This is a genomic window from Anaeroglomus insulsum (genome assembly GCF_050689095.1).
GTDB lineage: Bacteria > Planctomycetota > Phycisphaerae > Sedimentisphaerales > Anaerohalosphaeraceae > Anaeroglomus > Anaeroglomus insulsum.
The window spans coordinates 112,576-129,933 of record NZ_JBOGCL010000002.1 but is presented as its reverse complement, the minus strand read 5'-3'; the positions used below and the strand labels follow the sequence as shown (position 1 = coordinate 129,933).

Annotated in this window: 16 protein-coding genes and 1 pseudogene; 10 read left to right on the top strand and 7 right to left on the bottom strand. The window is 51.2% G+C overall.

The window, feature by feature from the left end; genetic code table 11:
* Positions 1-190 precede the first annotated feature (190 nt).
* The 10 genes and pseudogenes from ACQ9LF_RS02675 to ACQ9LF_RS02630 all read left to right on the top strand — a co-directional run bounded on the left by ACQ9LF_RS02675 (position 191) and on the right by ACQ9LF_RS02630 (position 10,222).
* Entirely contained in the window at positions 191-1,273 is a 1,083-nt protein-coding gene (locus ACQ9LF_RS02675; RefSeq protein WP_462487819.1) for a sensor histidine kinase, read from the top strand.
* Positions 1,274-1,381: 108 nt separating this feature from the next.
* On the top strand, positions 1,382-2,125 hold the full coding sequence (locus tag ACQ9LF_RS02670) for an IclR family transcriptional regulator (RefSeq protein ID WP_462487818.1): 744 nt from the start codon (positions 1,382-1,384) through the stop codon (positions 2,123-2,125).
* A gap of 21 nt (positions 2,126-2,146) precedes the next feature.
* Positions 2,147-3,247 (top strand): annotated as a pseudogene (locus ACQ9LF_RS02665) (glycoside hydrolase family 88/105 protein); the annotation flags it as partial.
* Entirely contained in the window at positions 3,230-4,357 is a 1,128-nt protein-coding gene (locus ACQ9LF_RS02660) for a DUF4861 family protein (RefSeq protein WP_462487993.1), read from the top strand. The pseudogene ACQ9LF_RS02665 and the gene ACQ9LF_RS02660, both read left to right, overlap by 18 nt.
* A 10-nt stretch (positions 4,358-4,367) precedes the next feature.
* Positions 4,368-5,198, top strand: coding sequence for a 5-dehydro-4-deoxy-D-glucuronate isomerase (gene kduI / locus ACQ9LF_RS02655; protein WP_462487817.1), 831 nt, complete (start codon positions 4,368-4,370; stop codon positions 5,196-5,198).
* Between the two features lie 12 nt (positions 5,199-5,210).
* Positions 5,211-5,972 carry a 2-dehydro-3-deoxy-D-gluconate 5-dehydrogenase KduD gene (gene kduD / locus ACQ9LF_RS02650; RefSeq protein WP_462487816.1) on the top strand — a complete coding sequence of 254 codons (762 nt, stop codon included), beginning with the start codon at positions 5,211-5,213 and terminating at the stop codon, positions 5,970-5,972.
* Positions 5,973-6,000: 28 nt separating this feature from the next.
* Positions 6,001-7,098 (top strand): glycoside hydrolase family 88/105 protein, encoded by a 1,098-nt coding sequence (locus ACQ9LF_RS02645; protein ID WP_462487815.1) that lies wholly within the window; start codon positions 6,001-6,003, stop codon positions 7,096-7,098.
* A gap of 2 nt (positions 7,099-7,100) precedes the next feature.
* A complete protein-coding gene (locus tag ACQ9LF_RS02640; protein WP_462487814.1) occupies positions 7,101-8,201 on the top strand; it encodes a sugar kinase in 1,101 nt (366 codons plus the stop codon).
* An 84-nt stretch (positions 8,202-8,285) separates the two neighbouring features.
* Positions 8,286-9,500: a glycoside hydrolase family 88/105 protein gene (locus tag ACQ9LF_RS02635; RefSeq protein WP_462487813.1), complete on the top strand. Its 1,215-nt coding sequence runs from the start codon at positions 8,286-8,288 to the stop codon at positions 9,498-9,500.
* A gap of 44 nt (positions 9,501-9,544) precedes the next feature.
* Positions 9,545-10,222 carry a bifunctional 4-hydroxy-2-oxoglutarate aldolase/2-dehydro-3-deoxy-phosphogluconate aldolase gene (locus ACQ9LF_RS02630; RefSeq protein WP_462487812.1) on the top strand — a complete coding sequence of 226 codons (678 nt, stop codon included), beginning with the start codon at positions 9,545-9,547 and terminating at the stop codon, positions 10,220-10,222.
* On the opposite strand, the gene lexA is transcribed toward ACQ9LF_RS02630, so the two are convergent.
* The 7 genes from lexA to waaF form a co-directional block, all read right to left on the bottom strand.
* Entirely contained in the window at positions 10,219-10,869 is a 651-nt protein-coding gene (gene lexA / locus ACQ9LF_RS02625) for a transcriptional repressor LexA (RefSeq protein ID WP_462487811.1), read from the bottom strand. The two genes, ACQ9LF_RS02630 and lexA, sit on opposite strands and share 4 nt — an antisense overlap.
* A gap of 756 nt (positions 10,870-11,625) precedes the next feature.
* On the bottom strand, positions 11,626-12,615 hold the full coding sequence (locus ACQ9LF_RS02620; RefSeq protein WP_462487810.1) for a hypothetical protein: 990 nt from the start codon (positions 12,613-12,615) through the stop codon (positions 11,626-11,628).
* A 13-nt stretch (positions 12,616-12,628) separates the two neighbouring features.
* Positions 12,629-13,504: a diaminopimelate epimerase gene (dapF, locus tag ACQ9LF_RS02615; RefSeq protein WP_462487809.1), complete on the bottom strand. Its 876-nt coding sequence runs from the start codon at positions 13,502-13,504 to the stop codon at positions 12,629-12,631.
* A gap of 102 nt (positions 13,505-13,606) precedes the next feature.
* Positions 13,607-14,263, bottom strand: a complete 657-nt coding sequence (gene plsY / locus ACQ9LF_RS02610; RefSeq protein WP_462487808.1) for a glycerol-3-phosphate 1-O-acyltransferase PlsY — start codon at positions 14,261-14,263, stop codon at positions 13,607-13,609.
* Positions 14,260-15,450 carry a glycosyltransferase family 4 protein gene (locus ACQ9LF_RS02605; protein ID WP_462487807.1) on the bottom strand — a complete coding sequence of 397 codons (1,191 nt, stop codon included), beginning with the start codon at positions 15,448-15,450 and terminating at the stop codon, positions 14,260-14,262. The genes plsY and ACQ9LF_RS02605 overlap by 4 nt, the downstream gene beginning before the upstream one ends.
* Before the next feature lie 23 nt (positions 15,451-15,473).
* Positions 15,474-16,325 (bottom strand): lipopolysaccharide kinase InaA family protein, encoded by an 852-nt coding sequence (locus ACQ9LF_RS02600; protein ID WP_462487806.1) that lies wholly within the window; start codon positions 16,323-16,325, stop codon positions 15,474-15,476.
* On the bottom strand, positions 16,322-17,356 hold the full coding sequence (waaF, locus tag ACQ9LF_RS02595; protein ID WP_462487805.1) for a lipopolysaccharide heptosyltransferase II: 1,035 nt from the start codon (positions 17,354-17,356) through the stop codon (positions 16,322-16,324). Before waaF ends, ACQ9LF_RS02600 begins: the two co-directional genes overlap by 4 nt.
* Positions 17,357-17,358 lie beyond the last annotated feature (2 nt).

Here is a 17,358-nt window from a genome sequence, read left to right as displayed (position 1 = left end):
TCCGCCCAAAGGACATTTAGGTGTTCCTGCGGGGAAAAATTCCTTATTATTCAAGATGTCGGCCATCGAGGCGGGGTAGCATCCTTTTTCTTCGCTGTATAATTCCACGGCGGAATTTAACAATTCGATGTTAGATTTGCAGACCGACTCTCGGTCCAGTGTTGCGCTGTGTGACATCCGAGGCATGGAAATGGAAGCCAGTGCGCCAATGATTAAAAGCACAATCAGAATTTCCGCTGCGGCCATTCGTTTTGTTTTTAAATCAGACATAAGCTTATCCTGCCTAAAAACGATATTCTACATGTCTATTGAATCGGTTAATTATGCCATTCAGTTAATTAATTCTTGCAGAATCATAGATCGGAGTTGGTTTTTGGCCATATTATCGGACAGCAGTATTGCGGCAGCCACTCCTGCCGGGCCCGCTATCGATTTTTGTTCACTCTTCGATAAAGAAAGCATACAAAATATTCGATATCAAAGGGTGAAAAACAGCTATGAAATGAATCGGCAAACCATTCAATATAAGGAATTCGCCATGAGCGAGGTAGAATTGCTTGAATCTATCGAACAATCCGCACAAATGGATGAAAAAGACAGACATTATGCGAAGGCAGGTAAGGCCCTCCGGGAGCTGTCTCACGCTCTGAAGAATATCCTTCAAATGGTTGGCGGAGCGACAGAAGTAATTGATTATGCATTCCAGTTAAAGCAGATGGATAAAGTCGAAAAGAGCTGGCCGATTTTGAGTCAGAATGTCAAGCGGATGAAAAAAAATCTAATGGACATTCTTGATTATACAAAAAAACAAAATCTCGAAAAATGTTCCTGCAATCTTAACGAGGAGCTCAAGCGTGTGCTGAATTCGCTGAAATCTGTCGCTCAGGTTAAAAAATTCAAATTGCAGGCTCAGTTAGATGCGAGCCTGCCTGAGGTGAATATCGACCCTGAACGCATCGGATTGATGACCTTGAACATGCTGCTCAATGCAATTGACCAGGTTCCTGAAGAAGGAGGCATGGTTACCATTCAAACCCGATATATTGCCTCTGAAAGTCAGTTTGAAATTTGTGTCTCTGATAATGGTGACCCTTATACGCCGGAGTTTCAAAAGCAGATATTTACGCCCCATGAAACCCATAAACAACGGTTCAGTACCGGCATCGGAATGATGCTGGCACAGCAGATCGCCAACCAGCATGAAGGGGTTATCTCCGTGCATTGTTCAGCAGGTCAAAACAGCCTGTCGGCAATGATTCCTATCAAAGACTGATTCTCAGGAGAATGAACTTCACCAGGGATGCAATGGCATCCCTTTTTTTATTGACACTATAAGATTTGTAGAGTATAAAGTTCCATATAAGAAAATCGAATTTCATATATGGAACAATATTTAACTCCAAACTTGGTTAAAGCCTTAGAAGTGCTCAGGCTTCTTGCTAAAAACGAACACGGGCTTAGCTCGTCGGCTCTCGAAAAGCATCTTTCTATCCCGCGAACCACGGCATTTCGCATCCTGAAGACTCTCTGTTATGCGGATATGGCACAAAAACGCGGGAATTTGTATTTTGCCGGGCCGGTGCTGTTTGAGATTGGATTGCTCGCTATCAGCAAACTGAATTTACGGGAACGGGCCGTTCCGGTTCTTCAGGAGTTAACCCGCCAGACCAGTCAGACCTCGCATTTAGCCATTCCGAGCGGCTGGCATTCCCTGATACTGGAAGTTTGCGATAGTCCTCATCCCATACGTGTTGCCTCGCGTTCAGGAACCCTGGCGGACCTGCATTGCTCTGCGACAGGTAAAATATTCCTTAGCTATTTATATGCGGAACGGATTGATGAGTTCTGTAGCGCGGTCCATCCTGCCAGACGTACTCCCAATACTATGATTACGCCCGAAGAACTTAAGTCCATGGTTGAGCAGGTTCGCCGCGACGGATACTCTCGGGATGACGAGGAATATCACCAGGGTGTTCGCTGTATGGCGGCACCGGTGTTTGATATGCAGGGGGAACTGCTGGCTGCCATAGGCATTACCGGGCCAGCCGATCGCATTCATTGGAACAACGCCGACGTCGTGAAGGCTGCCGCAGAACAATTGTCACGTTCTTTGGGAAAACGTTAACTTATACAGTGGAGGTATTGTATGAATAAAATGGTTATGCTGTTGATAACGGCATTGCTGGTATCTGGGTGTATGAAGGCCAATACGAAAGTGGTTTTGCCGTCCCAGGCTCAGCCGCAGGCCATCAAAGAGGTCATGGCCAGGGTTGCGGACTGGCAGATTGCCAACCCCAGCAAACATCATCCTGCCGATTGGACGCAGGGTGCACTGTATTCCGGATTCACTGCCTGGGCGATGATGGCCGAAGATGCCAAATATATGGAATGGCTCAAGAGCACCGGCCAGAAACTGGACTGGCAGCCGCATCAGCGAGTTTATCATGCTGACGATCATTGTGTTGGCTGGATGTATCTGGAGTTGTACAACCTGTTTAAAGACCCGCAGATGCTCAAGGGGATAAAAGATCGGTTTGATTTTATTCTGGCCCATCCTTCGCAAGTGACGCTCAAAACTGGCCAGCAGAAAGGCATGGATCGCTGGTGGTGGTGTGATGCGTTATTTATGGCTCCTCCAGTCTGGGTGCAGCTTGGAGCGATTACGGGAGATTCCCGCTACATCGATTTTATGAATCAGCAGTGGTGGGCGACAACCGAGTATCTATATGATAAGGATGAACACCTGTATTTCCGGGATGATACTTATTTTGCCAAACGCGAAGCCAATGGCAAGAAGGTTTTCTGGTCGCGGGGCAATGGCTGGGTATTTGGCGGTCTGGTTCGTGTGCTGGAATACCTGCCGCAGGATTATCCGGACCGGCCTAAATATGTCAAGCTGTACAAAGAGATGGCTGCTCGTCTGATTGCCCTTCAGCAGCCGGATGGATTCTGGCATTCCAGCCTGCTGGATCCGGCCAGTTATCCTGCGCCGGAGACCAGCGGTACGGGCTTTTATTGTTATGGGCTGGCCTGGGGCATCAATCGCGGCATCCTCGATGAAAAGACTTATCTGCCGCCGGTGCTGAAGGCCTGGCAAGGGCTTGTCAGCTGTGTCAACGCAGAAGGTAAATTGGGATACGTCCAGCAGATTGGGGCCGACCCCCGACAGACCTCTGCAGACGAGACTGAAGTGTATGGCGTCGGGGCGTTTCTATATGCCGGCAGCGAAATGTATAAAATTGCAATTCGCAGTGGTATCCAGACCGCGGTAGTCGATGTAACCAATCCCACGGCACAATTCCGGGATTATGAAACCATCTGTCTGAACTGGTCGGACGTCTTGAAGAAGAATCATTCCATTACCCCAGATAATGTGTCGGTTTTTGATTTGAAGACCAATCAATTCCTTGTGACGCAAACCGTAGACAACAATGCCGATGGCAGGGTGGATGAACTGCTGTTCCAGTCGCATCTGGCCCCCGGCCAGCAGAAGGTATTCTGGGTTATGCCTCTGCCGGAAGGCTTCAGCAAGCCGCAGACGCAGGAAGTCACGTATGGCCGATTTGTGCCGGAACGGTATGGGGATTTTGCCTGGGAAAATGACCGGATTGCCTTTCGCATGTACAGCAAGGCCCTCGAATGGGAAACAGTCAGCCCGGGTATCGATGTCTGGGTCAAGAAGGTTCGAACTCCGATGATTGAGCATTTGTACAAGGACATCAAGGAAAAGAAGTCATACCACACCGACCATGGCGAAGGGCTGGATTGCTATAAAGTTGGTCCGACACTGGGTTGCGGCGGCCTGGGGATTCTTGCGGAAGACAAGCTCATTCTATCCCGCAATTTTGTGGATTGGAAACAGCTGGCGAATGGTCCTATCCGAATCATATTTGAATTGACCTATGATGCCTGGGATGCCGGCGGTGTGACTGTCAGCGAAGTCAAACGCATCAGCCTTGACAGAGGCTCCAACCTCAATCGGATTGAAAGCCGGATGACCTGCAAGGGGGCTAGGCCGCTGGCTTTGGCCGCAGGCATTGTCACCCGCGGCGGGCAGGACACCAAGACTCTCAAGTCTGATGAGAAATGGATTTCGTACTGGTTTGCCCCGGATGAGATCAACGGCATGACCGGCTGCGGCATCGTTTTTACCCCCGACACCGCTGTTCAATTCAAAGAACAAAACGACCATTTACTCGGTATTGTTGCACAGTCCTGCGGCAAACCGTTTGTGTATTATACGGGGGCCTGCTGGGATAAGGGATTGGATTTCAAGACGGTTGAAGACTGGCAGGCCTATCTGTCTGCTTTTGCCGCCAGACTGGCCAATCCGATTCAAGTAACCTTTGCAAAGTAAGGATGGATTTATGGAAGTACGCTATAGCCCGGATCCGATTCGATTTGAACGGATGACTACGCAGGAAACCCGTTATCATTTTCTGGTGGAATCGCTGTTTGTACCCGATACGATCGAGATGATATACATCGATATTGATCGTGTGATTGTTGGCTCGGCAGTCCCGATGGAGCAGCCTCTGCCTTTAACCAGTGCCGGCCAACTGCGGGCGGAGTATTTCTGTCAGCGCCGCGAACTGGGGATTCTGAATATCGGTCAGGCCGGAACCATCAAGGTGGACGGGAAACGTTATGAGATGGCCAATCGCGACGGTTTATATATTGGTCGCGGCTCGCAGAGCATTGTTTTTGAGAGTCAGGACCCCAAACGGCCGGCTCAGTATTATTTAGTCAGCTATCCGGCCCATGCCGCCTATCCCACGACCCATATCGTCCAGGCTCAGGCCGCTGCGGTGCCGCTGGGCAGTATTCCGCAGGCCAACAAGCGGACCATTTATAAATACATTCATCCCGATGGTGTCAAAAGCTGCCAGCTGGTGATGGGCTTTACTGAACTGGCCGAAGGCTGTGTCTGGAACACCATGCCGCCGCATACCCATGAACGGCGCATGGAAGTATATATGTACTTTGATTTTCCCGATACGGCTCGGGTCTTTCACCTGATGGGCAAGGCCGACCAGACGCGTCATATCGTGGTGGCTCCCAGGCAGGTGGTCATTTCGCCGAGCTGGTCGATTCATTCCGGCGTGGGGACCCAGGCCTATTCGTTCTGTTGGGCGATGGGCGGTGAAAATCAGACGTTTGATGATATGGATGGTATTTCCATTGCAGATATTAGATAGCGAGGTGAACAGATGATTCTGGATCAATTTAAACTCGATGGCAAATCCGCGATTGTAACCGGCGCTGCTCGCGGACTCGGACAGGCGATGGCTCTGGCCCTGGCTGAAGCGGGAGCGGATGTCGCTGTGGTAGATGTGTTGAATATGAGCGATACAAAAGACCAGATTGAAAAGCTGGGCCGTCGCTGCGTTACCATCACTGCGGATTTGACTAAAAAAGACAGTGTGGATATGATTGTCAGGGTGACTGTTGAAAAACTGGGCGGGATTGATATTCTGTTCAACAATGCCGGCATTATCCGCCGGGCACCGTTTACGGAATTTACCGAAAAAGACTGGGATGATGTGATGAATCTCAACATTCGCGGGGTATTTTTTCTCAGTCAGGCCGTAGTCAAGCAGATGATTCAGCAGGGTCGCGGCGGCAAAATTATCAACACCGCTTCAATGCTCAGCTTTCAGGGCGGCATTCTTGTGCCGTCTTATACATCGTCTAAAAGTGCCATTATGGGCCTGACCCGCCTGATGGCCTGCGAACTGGCCAAGTATAAAATCAATACCAATGCTATCGCTCCGGGCTATATGGCCACCGATAACACCAAGGCGCTGCGTGAGGATGAAGTCCGCAACAAGGCGATTCTGGACCGTATTCCGGCGGGGCGGTGGGGGACTCCCGACGACCTGAAGGGGGTTGCGGTCTTTCTTGCCTCTCCGGCGTCGGATTATATGAATGGTTATACAGTGGCTGTCGATGGCGGCTGGCTGGCACGATAAATGATAAATCAAGAGAGGATTGCGACCTATGAACAAAAAGACTGTACTGCTTGCTATCGTAGCACTCATCACGGCTTCCTGTGCGACCCATACGAAATCTCGCTCATCCAGTCCGTGCGATCTGCGTCAGACCGGCACCCGCGTGGTCGAAAATCTGCTGGGGCGTTCCTACATGCTTTATGGCAACAAGGACAATCGCAAAGGATTGCATTATGCCGAGGCCTGTACCGCGGTGGGGGCGCTTCGTTTTGCCAAAACAGTCGGCGATCAGGAGATGCTCAATCGGCTCATTGCCCGCTATGAAGGCTTCCTCAATGAGAAAGATGATAAGGTCCTGTTTTCTCGTACCCCTCATGTGGACCATAGTGTGATGGGGATTGTTCCGCTGCAGATTTATCTGGTCAGCGGGGATAAACGGTACCTTGACGCAGGCTTGAGTTTTGCCGACAAGCAATGGGAAAATCCGCTGCCGGAGGGTCTGACCTCGCAGACGCGGTGGTGGATTGATGATATGTATATGGTGGGGATGCTGCAGATTCAGGCCTATCGTGCCACACAGGATATCACATATGCCAATCGTGCCGCACTGCAGCTTGTCTCCTATCTGCGCAAGCTTCAGCAGCCCAACGGCCTGTTTTACCATGGGCCGAAATATCCCTATCACTGGGGCCGGGGCAATGGCTGGGTTGCATCTTCCATGGCCGAAGTATTGTCCTCGCTGCCCAGTGATAATCCGTATCGGCACGAAATCATGGCCAGTTATAAGAAAATGATGGCTCAATTGCTTGCCTGCCAGTCGGATAACGGCATGTGGCGACAGTTGATTGACTATCCGTATGCCTGGACGGAAAGCTCCTGTACCGCGATGTTTGCGTATGCCATGTCGGTTGGAATCCATCACGGCTGGCTGGGACGGGAATACCAGGCTGCTGTGGACAAGGCGACGGAGGCCCTGTGTGCTCATGTGGATCGCAAAGGCAACGTGCGGGATGTGTGTGCCGGTACAGGACAGGAAGATGATATTGAATTTTATCTGAACCGACCGCGTCTGCTGGGAGATTTTCACGGTCAGGCGCCGGTGTTATGGTTGATTAGTGAACGTCTTCAGCAGGAACGCAAGGGGTAATCATGAATGGCTTGAAGCTCAGACAGCAATCGGAATGCAAATATGATATCCTGTCTCTGGGTGAGATCATGCTGCGTCTGGACCCGGGCTCGGAACGGATTCATACAACGCGGATGTTTCGTGTGTGGGAAGGCGGCGGCGAATACAATGTGGCTCGCGGCTTGAAACGCTGCTTTGGCAAGCGAGCTGCAGTAGCGACGGCGATTGTGGATAATCCCATTGGCAGGCTGCTGGAGGATTTTATCTTCCAGGGCGGCGTCAGCACCGAATACATCCGCTGGGTTCCCTTTGACGGTATCGGCAGAAAATCCCGTGTGGGGCTGAACTTCACCGAACGTGGTTTTGGGGTTCGTGCCGCGGTGGGCTGTTCCGACCGAGCCAACAGTGCCGCCTCGCAGATTAAAAAGGGCGACTTTGACTGGGAAAAAATTTTCGGTCAGGATGGTGTCCGCTGGCTGCATACCGGCGGGATTTTTGCGGCCCTTTCAGAAACCACCCCGGACGCCATCATCGAAGCCGTTACGATTGCCAAAAAATACGGCACGGTGGTCTCCTATGATCTGAACTATCGTGCCTCGCTGTGGAAGGATATCGGTGGTCAGGACAAGGCCCGTCAAGTCAACCGGGAAATCGCCAAATACGTCGATGTGATGATCGGAAATGAAGAAGATTTTACGGCGGCTTTAGGCTTTGAAGTGGAGGGACTGGATGAACATTGTTCTAATCTTGACCCATCCAATTTCAAGAAAATGATACAGAAGGCAGTTGCCCAATTCCCCAATTTTAAGGCGGTCGCTACTACCCTTCGCAATGCCAAAACCGCCGGGCGGAATGATTGGGGTGCGATTTTATATTTCGATGGCCAATTTTATGAAGCCCTGCTGCGGACGGATCTGGAAATCTACGACCGGGTTGGCGGGGGCGACAGCTTTGCCTCCGGCCTGATTTATGGTTTTATGGAAGGCAAGTCCCCCGAACAGGCTGTCAATTATGGGGCGGCCCACGGTGCACTGGCGATGACCACGCCCGGCGATACCTCGATGGCGACCTTAAAGGAAGTCGAAGCAGTGATGAAAGGTGCAACTGCCAGAATTGCCCGCTGAGGTACGACCATCAAGACAGCTGCGGCGTGATGACAGGATTGAAGAGGTCCCTTAATACAATGCGTTATGCAGGAAGGATCGAACATGAATTCAGTCAAGATGTATGCTTTGATTGTGCTATGGGGGCTTTGTATTATGATGGCCGGGTGTGTTTCCACGGCTTCCAATGTGTCGTCCGAGCCATGGTCTGTCAAAATGACTCAGACGGTCATGAAACGCAATGCGGATATCTGGTCGCTGGACTTTGCTTCCAAGCCCAAGTGGAGCTATACCTACGGGACGGTCTATAAGGCGATGTGGCAGAGCTATCTGAACACCAAAGACCCGGCGATTCCGGCCTATATCGAACGGTATTACGATGCCCTCATTCAGGAGGATGGAACGATTCTGACGTACTCGATGAAGGATTACAACATTGATCAGATTAATCCTGGCATGACGCTGTTTGATGTGTATCACTATACCGGCAAGGCCAAATACCGTCAGGCAATCCAAACCCTGCGAGATCAGATGAAAGTCCATCCGCGTACGACTGAAGGCGGTTTCTGGCACAAGCAGCGTTATCCTCATCAGATGTGGCTGGATGGTTTGTATATGGGTTCCCCTTTCCTGGCCCGATATGCCGTGGAATATAAAGAGTCGCAATTGCTGGATGATGTGGCCAACCAGTTTGTGTTGATGGAAAAACACGCCCGCGATGCCAAAACCGGCCTGTTGTATCACGCCTGGGACGAAGGACGTGCCCAGCGATGGGCCAATCCCCAGACGGGCCAGTCTCCGAATTTTTGGGGGCGAGGGATGGGCTGGTATGCGATGGCGTTAGTGGATGTGCTGGATTATATGCCTGCATCTTATCCGCGCCGGCCTGAGCTGACGGCGATTCTGGACCGATTGTTTACAGCGTTAACAAAGTACCAGGATTCGCAGACGGGCCTGTGGTATCAGGTGGTGGATCAGGGGGGCCGGCAGGGCAATTACCTGGAGGCTTCAGCGTCGTCAATGTTTGTCTATGCGATGACCAAGGCTGTGCGTGTGAATGCTGTCGGTAAAAAATATCTTGCCGTCGCCCGCAAAGGATATCAGGGCATCTTAACACATCTGATTACCGAAGACTCGGATGGCCTGGTCAGTATCCATCAGTGCTGTGCGGTGGCTGGCCTGGGCGGGACTCCCTACCGCGACGGATCCTACGAATATTATATCGGTGAACCAGTACGCGACAACGATCCCAAGGCGATAGGCCCGTTTATTCTGGCTGCCCTCGAATGGGAGCGGCTCGAATCCGGCAAGAGTAATTAATGAGAGAACCCTTTTGTCAGAGATACTATGTGAGGAGATTCTAAATGGCTCGTCATAACCGTTTGAAGGTATTATGTGCAATGAAAGAAATTGGCCTTGTGCCGGTGTTTTATCATTCCGATGTGGACACTGCATGGAAAATCACGTGTGCCTGTGCCGATGGCGGGGCGATGCTGGTGGAATTCACCAACCGTGGCGACAGGGCGATCAATGTCTTCAATAAGCTGACTGAACGTCGTGATATGCATCGCCCGGAGATTATTCTGGGGGTTGGCTCGATCTGCGATGCACCGACTGCGGCGATGTATATCAACGCCGGGGCGGATTTTGTCGTCGGGCCGCTGTTGGATGAAGATACAGCTAAAGTGTGCAACAGTCGCAAGGTGCCCTATCTGCCCGGCTGTGCTTCGGCGACTGAGATTCACCGGGCCGAGATGCTTGGCGTGGAAATCTGTAAGGTCTTTCCGGGCAAAGAAGTCGGCGGCCCAGCCTTTATTAAGGCCGTCAAGGGGCCTTGTCCGTGGACGGAAATCATGCCTACCGGCGGCGTGGATCCCACCCAGGAAAACCTTGCCGCCTGGTTTAAGGCCGGCGTGGCCTGCGTCGGTGTGGGCTCCAACCTGATTACCAGCCAGATTGTGGCGGCAGGCGATTTTGCCCAACTGACCAAAAATGTCCGGGAAACCCTGTCCCTGATCCGCCAAATACGCCAGACAAATTAAAAACGCCGAACCAATCCCACCACAATGGCCTGAACCTGACAGTCTTTGGACAAAATCGGAGTGAAAGCGTCGTTTTCCGGCATCAGGCGGATATTCTGCTTATCTTTGAAGAACCGTTTGACCGTGGCGTTTTGTTCATCCAGCAGGGCAATAACTAATTGGCCGTTTTCTGCGGTCCGGGCGTGTTTGCAGATGATGTAATCGCCGTCAAGAATGCCCGCATTAACCATACTGTTGCCGCGAACCTGCAGGACAAATAAACTGCCGTGATTGCCAAAAATCTCTGTAATCCCGAAGGGCTGTTGGTTTTCAATGGCCTCAATCCCATAGCCGGCACTGACATACCCCAGCATCGGCAGGACCTCTGCCTGCTGCTGTTCAGTCTGCGACGATTCAATCTGTTCAAGCAGTCTTTTTGCCTTTTGCGTAAGTATTAAAGAGCGAGCCTTGCCGCTGGATTGCTCCACCAGATTTTTTTCGCGCAGGGCGACGATATGCTCGAATACCGTTGGCCGGCTTACGTCCAGGGCGTTTGCCAGTTCGTCCATCGTCGGCGAATAACAATGCCTGACGTGAAATTGTTCGATTTCCTGCAGTACTGCCAACTGCCTGGGGGTGATGATGACTGGATCGGGATTTGTTGTCATGTGCAATATGCTCCACCTCGGATACAGGTTGTGTTGGAGTGCTTGAATTTGCAGGAGTATTTTCCATCAGCAGTTCCGGCTGGATTGACCCACCCACCAGATCGGCGATGATTTCAAGCACTTTCAATAATGGATTCGATACGGTTTCCGATACCGGTTTGACCTTATTCTCGATAATTTCGTAACTGAATTCTCCGCCCGGTCCCAGCTTGAACAAAGGCGGCTGCTGCTTAAAACGGTTCCATTCCATGGTTTTACCTTTCTTCTATATCGTCCATCCATCGACTTAATACTCTATCGGCAAAACCCTGTCGAAATCCTAACAAAAACCGTACAGAAAGGAAAGAAAAATATGATTATTTTCATAACTCTTTTTTGTTTATCCGCTTACGCGCCTACCAAAAAACCAAAATAATTAAGAGTTGCTGTTCTATTGGGACGTGTCATCTATATGCCAAAAAAGACCGCCCGTACTTCGCAGAAGGAGGAGGAAGTCGGTGTACTTCCCAGGGCTACTGAAGTTACGGGCGGCAGAAGGAGCTTTCAGGTTAAATGTTGCATCGAACTTTCTTGCAACAGCTCAATGGCAACAAATGCAATCTATGGTATTCGTTAAGCCAATGCAAGAAAAAAACGGGGTTAGTAAAAAAATTTTAATAAAAAAATAGGTAATAATACTGATATTTGGATGTTGCAAGTCTGATATGAGGTATAGCCGTTTTAAAAACGATGTTTAGATTCCCAGGTATATCAAAGCTATTTTTGTCGAATTAAAAGCTCTGTCTTGAGTGACTTCAGAAGATTGAATTTCTTAAGGTCGGCAATAAATCGCTGGCCATCCTGCCAGTACCCTGCGGTGGGCTTGAGCACCGGGCAGGTTTTGGCGAAATAACGGTTTAACTCCTCCACCAGCAGCTCGCGGATAAGCTTGCTGGTCATCGATGCCAACGCCACCGGCAGAAATTTACTGTCGGCCTCAACGCAAAAATGCAGACGCATCTTTTTGTTGCCGCTGCTCATCTCATAGCTGCTGAGTGTTTCGCTTTCGCTTAAGATTGTCAATTCCATCCCCGGAAACATCCCAAGCAACTCCTGATGGTATTGCATTCGTCCGCCTTGACGATCGATCAAAAATTGGACTGGGCCATCATGGTCTGAATAGTGACAAAACACCTCATGAATCAGGGAACAGATTTCGATAAACAATACCCGTGATTTGTTTTTTATTTTGTCGATGCGTTCGTTATAAAGTCCTGCTTCCAGAAAGCGGGTTTGCATCCAGAGCAGCTTCATCTGCTGCTTTTCGAGCGTCCGCTGCCAGACTCCTGCGGCGATAGCGGCATCCTGCGGCCAGGACAAGGCTGCTGAAGATAATTCTTTATACCACGGATAGCGGCTTAAATCCCCCCAGGATGCAGGACTAATCTGTTTGAGCAATTCTAAAAGAGTCTGCGGTGCTGCAAAGGGAGCCAAAGGATTTTGCGATTGCCAGAGGGTTTCAAGGCAGGCCAGAACGGTGCGTAATAAATGAACAGGACCTTTTTCACGGGAGAACGCCTTCTTGCTGTCGTTAATCAAAAGCCTTCCAGCAAGCCCTTTTTTATCCCTTGAGACGGCGTTGCTTAGCACCGTCCATAAATCCGACTTGAGCAGCGACTGGGGGAGTGAAAAGGCCACCCCTGATACGACCAGGGGCCCCAGCAACGGGCCATAGCCCGCCTCATCGATACCCACCAGAATTGCCATGGATGGCTCCCGGTTAATCCGGCCAGATACCGGAAAAGACCTCAACGGCCGGACCGGTCATATAGACACAGTTATCCGTATCGCTCCAATTCAGTTCCAGGTCGCCTCCGGGCAAATGAGCAATCGTGACGCGCTGACATCGTCCGGTCAGAAAGCCCGCAACCGCACAGGCACAGGCTCCGGTGCCGCAGGCCAGCGTAATCCCGCTGCCGCGTTCCCAGGTTCGCATGGTGAATTCCTGCGGACTGTCGGCCTTGACAAAATGTACATTGATCCGCTCAGGAAACAGCGGATGATGTTCAATCAGCGGCCCAACCACGGACAAGTCGATGGCATCAAGGTCTTCACAGAAAAAGACCGCATGCGGATTGCCCATGGAAATACAGGTCATGCTTAGTTCCTGCCCGGCGACCTGCAGCGGAACGCCGACAACCTGGTCGGTTTCGAGAGCCACAGGAATTTGCGAGGCCTGAAGAATCGGCTGGCCCATATTCACGCAGACCCGAACGACTTTATTATCCCGGTTGGTATCCAGCCCCAGAGTCAAAATGCCCCGGCCAGTCTCAATGCGAAGCGAGTGCGGCATGGTGGCCATCCCTGGAACAGAAAATTCAGTATTGGCCGGGGCCAGTCCATGGTCGTAAACATATTTGGCGACGCATCGTATCCCATTACCGCACATCTGGGATTCTGAGCCGTCGGCGTTAAACATCCGCATCCGAACATCAGCTATCGTAGAAGGGCAAATCAAAATCAGCCCATCCGAACCGACACCACGATGGCGGTCGCTGATTTTAACAGCTAATTGTGAAGGATTTTCAATTTTATGGCGGAAGCAATCGACATATACATAGTCATTGCCAAGCCCGTGCATTTTTGTAAATTCCATAATCTCGCCTCACTCAAAGGTCTATGCCAGGCCCAAGAATAACCTGAAATTGACAAAAAAGCAAGCAAAACAAGATATGAAACAAAGTATATATAGAATGGCTTATATCGATGATTTCCGGCCGATTTTATGTTCTGAGCCTTCCATCAGTCGTTTGATATTTTCCGCATGGCGAGCAATGACCAGCAGCGGCATCAGAATTGCTACGATGAACAATGGCCACAATTGCCCCAACTCCCACTCGGTTAGCAAGAAGGTCAAAATCGCCAGGGATACCGGAAATATGATCGCTGCCAGAATTGAAGCCAGTGAGACATACCGCCAGATCCACAGGGCAATGCCCCAGACGGCAAAGGTTATCAATCCGCAAACGGTATAATAAGGCCACAGGCCCAGCACAACGCCCAGGCTGGTGGCAACGCCTTTACCGCCCTTGAAGCCCAGATACACTGGAAACACATGCCCCACTATGGCCAGGCACCCCACTAACAGCCACAACGAAAGCTGTCCCAGCGTTGCCTGCTCCTTATTGATTAATCCAAACGCCGGCACCAGCAGCATCGGAATCAACCCCTTGAGCACATCCATCGCAAAGCACAGGTAGCCCCATTTTTTACCCAGCGTCCGGGTCACATTGGTCGCCCCAATATTGCCAGAGCCGACCTTCCGCAGGTCCACCCCCTGAGTGCGGGCAATCAGCAGGCCAAATGGGATCGCTCCGACCAGATATGCTGCAATGGCTAAGACCGCAAAAATCATCGACTATGTCGTCCTTTCTTTCGCTCAATAATCATTTTATACAAATCCAGCAGTTGCCTGACGTGCCGGCTAATCGAGACACGCTCTTTCAAGTTGTCAGCAAGGATATTGCCTGCCAGTCGTTGTATTGTATCAGGATTTGCCAGGTCTGCAATAGATTTAGCCATTGCAAATATATCGGATGGTGATTGGATAATAAATCCATGCCGGCCTGCTTCGTACTGTTCTGAGGCACCGTTAAATGTGGTCGTAATGACGGGTTTGCCTGCGGCCAGTGCTTCAAGGATAAATCGTGAACACGGATCATACCAGGACGGCAAAATCGCCGCATCACAGGCCGTCATGGCGGTGGCGGTTTCCTGCTGCGGGCCGCAAAAGAGAATCCGGTCGCCAACACGATATTGCCTGGCCAGCCGCTGATAGGCGGAGATCTGATTGGACCCGGCCGCCACGATGACAGCGGGGCACTGCGGGCAAAGCTCGATCGCTTTTGAAAGCGAGATAATCGCTTCACGCAGGCCTTTGAGCCGAAAATTCGTCGCGGCAAAAAACAGCAAAATGGCTTTATCACGAATCTGGGTCGGGATTTTATCGAGAATCCCTCGACGAAAGGCCTGACTTTTTTGTGGATCGGCAGGGCGGTTGGGATTGATGCCGTTGGCAATCACGGCAATCCGGCTTTCCGGCAGATGATAATGCCGCAGAAACTGCTGTTTAACATACTCTGACAGTGCCGCAATAATGGTCTGCGGGTGCTCAGCACATAAACGGGCTTCAGCCCGAAGAAAGGCCGTTCGCCGGAAATTCAGAAAATGGCTTGTCTCTTTCCAGAGCCGCAGCCACGGAGTTGAATAACTGGCCGCATTTTGCAGCATGGCCTCTTTGAAGCTGCCGCCGCGCGGCTGGTAGATATCAGCACAACCCAGCGGCAGGGTGCTGTGAACAATGTCGAAAGGATGCTCAGACAGATACTGTTTGATGGCGGTTTCAAATGTGTTCCATGAGGTGCGTTGATGGTCCCGCTGGGAACATAAAATCCTGACATCTTCGCCGGGTTTGCCTGCCGCAGCCAGAATCTGTGTATGGACACCCTGGGCCTTGAGTTCCTGTGCCAGTTCAGACACGGAACGCTCGGCTCCGCCAAGGCGTATGGAGGTTCGTTCAATAATGATTGCAGCCGATAGCATGATAGTATTGTATCGTCAGAGGTTTATTTAGCAAAGGGGACTTCTTTGCCCCGGCGGATTTCACGGTCAGCCATCCACCAGGCTTTTCGTTTGAGCTGACGTATAAAACGGCGGTCTGAGGCTGCCAGTCTTTCCTTTTGACAATAACGCAGGTAAAACCGCAGCCGGTCTGACCGGCTGATGATATCGCCGGGTGAGGAATAATACAATTGTGTCAAGTCTTTTAAAATCCATCGTCGTCGAAACAATCGCGGCTGGAAGGCCCGCTGCAAATCAATCAGCGAAAAACCGTTGGCCGCAGAATAAAAAATATGGCACAGGTATAAATCCCGATGGCAATAACCGGCCTGGTGAAACCGTCGGACAAAATCGGCCAGTGCATGAAGGAATGCGACGCGTTCCGTCCGGCTGCTTTCCAGCGGCGTTCGGGTCAGACAGTCCGGCAGTTTTTTTTCCAGCGATTGGGCGGCCGGGATTTCCTGCAGGATAACAAAGCTTTTCTCCTCAAACAACCCCTGCCATCGACCGCCATAAGCAATTGTTTGATACGTGCTGACGCCGGCCTGTTCCAGCGGCCCGCAGGGCAGATAATCATACTGTGCGGTCAGACCCCTTTGCCCATGAGCCAGCCAGTTGCGAAGCTGTGTCATCTTTGGCGGGTGATGATATCGCTTCAGGAAACAACGCTGCGAAGGGTTGCCGATGACCAATTCCGTCCGGCTCCGCCAGTGCGTCAGTTCTTTCTTGACCAGTGTCGTGCCGCCTTCAAAAGCAAATATGGCATCCAGCGTATCCAGATGCATCTGTTTGAGCGTCTCGGCATAATCCGGATGCACAAAAACCTCGGGGGTGAGCTGGATATAGTCGACTGTCATGACGCGGATATTCCAAGAAAGGATTTGGCAGTATTAAATACCTGTTCTACACGGATCGACAGCATGCAGTAGTGTTCTTGTTCAATGCAGCGTGGTTTATCACACGGGGCACATGGGCTTTGTCCGACAATCTGAATCTCATTGGGATTGTGTGTTTGAGTCCAGGCCGGGTTATTGGGACCAAACAACGTAATCAGTTTTTTATTCAAAGCCGCGGCAATATGACGCGGCCCGGTGTCGTTGGTAATGACCAAATCGGCCTTTTCATAGAGAGCTTTCAGCGGACCGGGCTTGAGTGGTCGCTGTCCGAGGCTCAATATCGGATGCTTGGCATTGCTCTGAATCTGTTGGGCGATGGCGATTTCCTGCGGTGTCGGAGCAATCGAAATTACGATGGTAGCTCGATAGGTCTCTATTAGCCGATCCGCCAGTTCGGCAAAACGCTGGACAGGCCACAGTTTGCTGGGGCCAAAAGCACCGCCGGGCACAAGAATCACCAGCGGGCCTGCCTTCGTATTCAACTCCGGCCACGATTCGGCCAGGTTCTGCCGATCGGCATCAGTCAGCCCAATCGACAGTGTTTTATTCGTGATACTGCCGCCAAGATACTCTGCGATGCGAAGATAATAATCCACAGCAGAGACCGGCTTGAAATGGCCGTTTTCTTTTTCGGGTCTCAGTGTGTCGGTCAGCAGCCAGCCTCGCCCTTCACGGGCATAGCCCACTCTGACGGGAATGCCCGCCAGCTTCACCGCCAGCGCACTGCCGAAAGAATTCTTGAATAACACAGCCATGTCAAACCGGGAATGGCAAAGCTTGCCGAGCGTCCGAAAATAGGATTTGTCCAGTTCCAACCAGTCGTCGCAGAACGCCGAAGGCTCCAGAAAGGCCCTGTTGGTTTTGCTGGCAAGGCAAGTGATTCTTGCCGACCGAAACCGGTGGCGTATCGACGACAGGGCGGGTGTGGCCATAATTGCGTCCCCCAGCGGAGACGGAATCCAGACCAGAATATGCTGTGGATTGGCAATCATAG

Excerpts from the sequence above, each read along its gene's own strand:
- ACQ9LF_RS02675 (WP_462487819.1), top strand. The coding sequence starts at position 191 with ATGGAAGCCAGTGCGCCAATGATTAAAAGCACAATCAGAATTTCCGCT.
- ACQ9LF_RS02670 (WP_462487818.1), top strand. The coding sequence starts at position 1,382 with ATGGAACAATATTTAACTCCAAACTTGGTTAAAGCCTTAGAAGTGCTC.
- ACQ9LF_RS02660 (WP_462487993.1), top strand. The coding sequence starts at position 3,230 with ATGTATAAAATTGCAATTCGCAGTGGTATCCAGACCGCGGTAGTCGAT.
- kduI (WP_462487817.1), top strand. The coding sequence starts at position 4,368 with ATGGAAGTACGCTATAGCCCGGATCCGATTCGATTTGAACGGATGACT.
- kduD (WP_462487816.1), top strand. The coding sequence starts at position 5,211 with ATGATTCTGGATCAATTTAAACTCGATGGCAAATCCGCGATTGTAACC.
- ACQ9LF_RS02645 (WP_462487815.1), top strand. The coding sequence starts at position 6,001 with ATGAACAAAAAGACTGTACTGCTTGCTATCGTAGCACTCATCACGGCT.
- ACQ9LF_RS02640 (WP_462487814.1), top strand. The coding sequence starts at position 7,101 with ATGAATGGCTTGAAGCTCAGACAGCAATCGGAATGCAAATATGATATC.
- ACQ9LF_RS02635 (WP_462487813.1), top strand. The coding sequence starts at position 8,286 with ATGAATTCAGTCAAGATGTATGCTTTGATTGTGCTATGGGGGCTTTGT.
- ACQ9LF_RS02630 (WP_462487812.1), top strand. The coding sequence starts at position 9,545 with ATGGCTCGTCATAACCGTTTGAAGGTATTATGTGCAATGAAAGAAATT.
- lexA (WP_462487811.1), bottom strand. The coding sequence starts at position 10,869 with ATGACAACAAATCCCGATCCAGTCATCATCACCCCCAGGCAGTTGGCA.
- ACQ9LF_RS02620 (WP_462487810.1), bottom strand. The coding sequence starts at position 12,615 with ATGGCAATTCTGGTGGGTATCGATGAGGCGGGCTATGGCCCGTTGCTG.
- dapF (WP_462487809.1), bottom strand. The coding sequence starts at position 13,504 with ATGGAATTTACAAAAATGCACGGGCTTGGCAATGACTATGTATATGTC.
- plsY (WP_462487808.1), bottom strand. The coding sequence starts at position 14,263 with ATGATTTTTGCGGTCTTAGCCATTGCAGCATATCTGGTCGGAGCGATC.
- ACQ9LF_RS02605 (WP_462487807.1), bottom strand. The coding sequence starts at position 15,450 with ATGCTATCGGCTGCAATCATTATTGAACGAACCTCCATACGCCTTGGC.
- ACQ9LF_RS02600 (WP_462487806.1), bottom strand. The coding sequence starts at position 16,325 with ATGACAGTCGACTATATCCAGCTCACCCCCGAGGTTTTTGTGCATCCG.
- waaF (WP_462487805.1), bottom strand. The coding sequence starts at position 17,356 with ATGATTGCCAATCCACAGCATATTCTGGTCTGGATTCCGTCTCCGCTG.